The organism is Nioella nitratireducens (assembly GCF_001879715.1).
Taxonomy (GTDB): Bacteria; Pseudomonadota; Alphaproteobacteria; order Rhodobacterales; family Rhodobacteraceae; genus Nioella; species Nioella nitratireducens.
In genome coordinates, this window is record NZ_MNBW01000048.1 from 1 (window position 1) to 4,851 (window position 4,851).

Genomic DNA, 4,851 nt, shown 5'->3' on the forward strand with positions numbered 1-4,851 from the left:
AACGGCGGAGAGTTTCCTGGGCTTCATCGACATAACATCGATCCGCCTCTGGCTCCGCCATTTGTCAACATGACCTAATCCACCCCTTGATCCACTGCGCTGAAAGGGGCGTCTCACATGCAGTGGTGTGGCGGTGGTGACAGCGACCACATGGCCCCGGCTGGCCACCCCGGCGCACAAACGTTGCCGAAATCCCCCGTAGGTCGCACATTTTTGCAAAAGCGACCTGTCCGAAAGGGCAGGTTTCCGGCGCCGAGACGCCATACCCGACCCAAGTCGTAGGCCTGCGGGCGCATCCCCTACTGGAGTCCAATGGCACCAGTGGCGTCCACGTTGTTTGGATCACGGGGCGCGCTCCGCACGAACGCGCCGTGAAAAGAGGCAAACAAAAAGGGACGCGATGCAAACGCTTGATCTCGACGAGCGCCGGGCAGCAGCTCGCTTGCTCCTTCCAAGCGGTCTTCTCTTGGCCTCTCAACAAATTGCTTTGGTTATGGAGAGACAAATGGCACTGGATAATACGGTCGGCGACCTGTTGGGCACCGCTGGCGACCCGCTTGGTCTGGGCGATGGTGGCCTGCCTGTCGTTGGCGGTCTGACGGACACCCTTCTTGGGGGGGATCTGCCGCTGGTCGGTGATGTCCTCGGCGGTGATCTGCCGCTCGTCGGAGATCTACTGGGCGGCGGCGATCTGCCTCTGGTCGGCGATCTGACCGGGGGGCTGCTGGATGGCGGTCTGCCATTGGTGGGCAATCTCGGTGGCTTGACCGATGGTTTGCTCGGTGACGGTGGCCTGCCGCTGGTTGGCGATCTCAACCTGATTGACAATCCCGACTTGCTGGTTCCCGGGCTGGCCGGAGATGGTGGCCTTGTCGAGGTCGTCCTTGATACGGTGCTTGGGCCGGATGGCCTCGTGTCCAATCTGGTCGATGACCTGTTGGGGGATAACGGCCTTGTCGCGTCAATCCTTGGAGGAGACCAGCCACTTATCGGCCTGCTCGGCGACGGTGGTCTGCCGTTGGTTGGCGACCTTGGTGGTTTGACCGATGGCCTGCTCGGCGACGGTGGTCTGCCGCTGGTCGGCGACCTTGGTGGCCTGACCGATGGCCTGCTCGGCGACGGTGGTCTGCCGCTGGTTGGCGATCTTGGTGGTTTGACCGATGGCCTGCTCGGCGACGGTGGCCTGCCGCTGGTTGGCGATCTGCTAGGGACCGACGGCCTGCTGTCGCTCGCTTGATCGGCCCGATTTTGACGACACCAAGACAGGCGGCTTTCGGTCGCCTGTTTTCCCTATTCCAGTGATTGCCCAAGACAAGCCGAGGCCCGGATAGACTGTGCGCAAATCCTCCGCTGCCGCCGACGCAGGTGCCCAAACTTTTGCCACCGCCCGCAAGCGCTTGCGTTTGTGGGTCGCGTTCGTCTTTGGCTTCAGCTTTTTCCTGAACCTCCTGACCTTCGTGGGCCCTCTTTATATGCTACAGGTCTACGAGCGGGTCATGACCAGCCGCAGCCAGGAAACGCTCTTGGCGCTGACGGTCATCGCTGGATTCCTGCTTGTGGCCTACGCGGCGATGGAGATGATCCGCTTTCGCATCCTCGTGCGAGCAGGGCTGGAGTTCGACGCTGGCCTCGCCCGCCCACTGTTCAACCGCATCCTCCGATTGAAACTTGCCGAACCCGAAAGCAACCCAGAGCCGTTGTTGCGGGATGCCGAGCGCATACGTGAATTTCTGACCGGCCCGGGCCTGCTGGCCTTGCTGGACGCGCCTTGGGTGCCTCTGTTCTTGTTGATCTGTTTTCTCTTTCACCCCTATCTGGGGCTGGTGGCGCTGATCGGAACCCTGACCATTTTCTTGCTCGCGATCCTGAACGAGGTTTTGACCCGCAAACCGTTGACCGACGCTACCACGGCGGCCCGCATTGCGAATGGGTTCGCGGCCAGCGCGCTGACGCACGCCGACCTTGTGCAATCCATGGGCATGGAAACGGCCCTGCGCGACACATGGACGGAGGCACGCCAATCTGTTCTGCACAATCAATCCGTCGCCAGCGATCGGTCCGGCAGTATCCTTGCCTTGTCCCGCTTCATTCGGATGGCGTTGCAGATCGCTATCCTAGGCACCGGGGCGCTTCTGGCCCTTGATCAACAGATCACGCCGGGGATCATGATCGTGGCGTCCATCATGATGGGCCGCGCGTTGTCGCCGGTGGAGCAGGCCGTCGGTCAGTGGCGAGGCTTCATTCAGGCCCGTCAATCCTATCGCCGGTTGTCCGAACTCTTCGTCAGGGTCGCCCAGGATACCGCCCGCACGGCCCACCCCAAACCGCACGGGAAGCTGGAAATCGACAAGGTCAGCGCCCGCATACCGGGGTCCAACGATCTGGCGTTGAAAGGGGTCTCGGTCAGCCTTGATCCCGGTGAATGCCTTGCTGTTCTGGGCACCAGCGGCTCCGGTAAATCGACCCTTCTGCGCCATCTGGCCGGAACGCTGACCCCAGCCGCCGGGACGATCCGCCTTGATGGAACAGAGCTGGCCCATTGGCCGTCAAGCCAACTGGGGGCCCTGACGGGATATATGCCGCAATCGAGCACGCTCTTTATCGGCACCGTTGCGCAAAACATCGCACGCTTTCAGCCGGATGCCACGGATAAAGAGATCATTGCCGCCGCCTACCTGTCTGGCGCCTACGATATGATCAAGGGGTTGCCCGAAGCGTTCGAAACCGAGGTCGGCCATAACGGGGACCGCCTGTCCGGGGGGCAACGGCAACGCGTGGCTCTTGCGCGGGCTGTCTTTCGGGTTCCGAAACTGCTGATCCTGGATGAGCCCAATTCCAACCTCGACACCGCCGGGGAAGAGGCCCTGATCAAGTGCATCATGGCGCTGCGCCACCTCAAGACCACCGTGGTCGTCGCCACCCATCGCAGCAACCTCGTGGCCACGTCCAGCAAGGTGATGGTGCTGGAGAGAGGGGCTGTGCAAAAGCTGCTGGAAACCGCGGATGCGGTGAAAGCCCCGACCGAGAGCGGGACGCCCCTAACCCCCAAGGCGCAGGGAGGCACAGCATGACCCGCCCCTTGCCGCAGGGATTCAGCCGCGCCTCTGCCTTCGCGTGGTTGGGCGTCATGGTGATCTTCCTCACCTTTGCGGGCTTTGGCGCATGGGCTGCCTTCGCCCGGATCGACGCCGCCATCATCGCGCCGGGGGTCGTTGCGACCGTCGAACGTGGGCAGCGGCTGCAACATCTCGAAGGCGGGATCGTGGCCGAAGTGCTGGTGGTTGAAGGGGACGAGGTGCAAGAGGGGGACACGCTCGTGCGCCTCGACCCGCTGCAACAATTGTCCGACCGACGGGCCCTTCGCGACCGGGTGGATTCGGCCGGCGCCCGCATCGCACGCCTGTTGGCCGAGCGCGGGCAGCATGATCGCGTCGATTTCCCGGACGGCCTGCCTGAAGCCATTCGGCAGAGAGAGCAGGCCCTGTTTGTCGAGCGCCGGAACGTCCTGTTGTCGAATGTCGAAATCCTCGACCAGCGGGAGGGCCAGATCAACGAGGAGATCGCAGGGCTTCAAGATCAGGCAGCGGCGCTTCGCGAACGCTTGGCTCTGCAACGCGAGATGCTGGACAGGATGCAAGACGGCAGCGATCGCGGGATTGTCGAGACCAATCGCGTGGTCGAACAGCGCGATCTGGTGATCCAGATCCGGGCCTCTCTCGGCCAGATCGCCTCTGATATAGCCACGGCCCGTAGCGACGCCCTGTCAACGCAGGCGGAACTGGCCCGCGCGCGCCAGCAATACAGCGAACGCGCCGCCGCCCAATTGACCGACGCACAAGACGCGCTGAGCACCCATGAGAGCGAGCTGGATGTCATCGAAGACGCCCTGACCCGCACCGACATGCGCGCGCCGATCAGCGGCCGCGTGCAAGAGGTCAACGTCGCCCCGAATGACGTGATCCAGGCTGGACAGATCCTGATGGAGATCACGCCGCAAGATCAGGATTTCATCGTCACCGCGCGGATCTCCCCGCTCGACATCGAAAACATCCGGGCCGGGCAGCGCGTCGAGATCCGCTTTCGCGGCTACAATTCGCGGCGTCTGGACCCGGCTTTTGGCACGGTCCTGACTGTGTCCGACAACGTCGTCCCGGCCTCGCAGAATTCGGACACGCCACACTACCTCGCCCGGATCACGGTAGAGCGGGACACACTGCCACGGGAAATTCGCGCAACGGTGACTTTCGGCATGCCGGTCGACGTTTTTCTTCTGCAAGGGGAACGCAGCGTGATCAGCTATCTCGTCGCCCCTATCGCCAACGCCCTCAGCCGCAGTCTGCGAGAAGTGGACTAACGGCCCCCTCGGCCCTTGTCCGGTTCTGTCGTGGCTTCGGCAGGGGGTCAACGCGCGGTATCGTGGGGCAGGCGGCAGATCTGTCGGCAGCCAATTCGTCCAGTTGTCCGCGTCCCGCACCAAGAACTGCACCCCGTAAAGCGCCCAAATTGCGGGCGGTTCGCGCGGCATTTGACCCTTCACTTTGTCGCTGGGGCAATATCTCCGCCTTTTGCGACCAGGGGAGTAGTGCGTGCGGTCGGAATGTGCATCACTGCAAAGGTCGAACGCGTGCCGACGAAGGCAGGGCGCGGCGGGGGGCGTCGCGGCGGTTCAGGCCGTCCCGAGCAGCCGGTTTGGCGACGCCGGACTGCGTCGCGGATCGGACGGAAATTTTTTCGTATTTCTGTCATTTTTCGCTTGCGGAGACTCGGGGGCGGACGTAAAAGCCCCTTCACCGGCGGCGCAGAGATGCACTGTCGGGTCGCTGGCGGGGCTGATGCGGAGACGCGAGGTTT

At 63.0% G+C, this 4,851-nt stretch carries 4 protein-coding genes; 3 read left to right on the forward strand and 1 reads right to left on the reverse strand.

The genetic code is table 11. The features are described from left to right. Nucleotides 1–505: 505 nt before the first annotated feature. The 3 genes from BKY27_RS19315 (at nucleotide 506) to BKY27_RS19325 (ending at nucleotide 4,354) form a co-directional block, all read left to right on the forward strand. A complete protein-coding gene (locus tag BKY27_RS19315) occupies nucleotides 506–1,237 on the forward strand; it encodes a hypothetical protein (RefSeq protein ID WP_071676089.1) in 732 nt (243 codons plus the stop codon). A gap of 97 nt (nucleotides 1,238–1,334) precedes the next feature. Continuing rightward, entirely contained in the window at nucleotides 1,335–3,071 is a 1,737-nt protein-coding gene (locus BKY27_RS19320; RefSeq protein WP_071676090.1) for a type I secretion system permease/ATPase, read from the forward strand. Beyond that, the gene (locus tag BKY27_RS19325) at nucleotides 3,068–4,354 is read left to right on the forward strand and encodes an HlyD family type I secretion periplasmic adaptor subunit (RefSeq protein ID WP_071676091.1); all 1,287 of its coding nucleotides are present in this window, start codon (nucleotides 3,068–3,070) and stop codon (nucleotides 4,352–4,354) included. Before BKY27_RS19320 ends, BKY27_RS19325 begins: the two co-directional genes overlap by 4 nt. Nucleotides 4,355–4,666: 312 nt before the next feature. Here the strand turns inward: BKY27_RS19325 and BKY27_RS20460 are convergent. Next, nucleotides 4,667–4,851: hypothetical protein (locus BKY27_RS20460; RefSeq protein ID WP_233491916.1), on the reverse strand; the 185-nt coding region annotated here is incomplete at its 5' end.

Bases quoted from the DNA above. Each gene is read 5' to 3' on its own strand.
- BKY27_RS19325 (WP_071676091.1), top strand. From the start codon at position 3,068: ATGACCCGCCCCTTGCCGCAGGGATTCAGCCGCGCCTCTGCCTTCGCG.
- BKY27_RS19315 (WP_071676089.1), top strand. From the start codon at position 506: ATGGCACTGGATAATACGGTCGGCGACCTGTTGGGCACCGCTGGCGAC.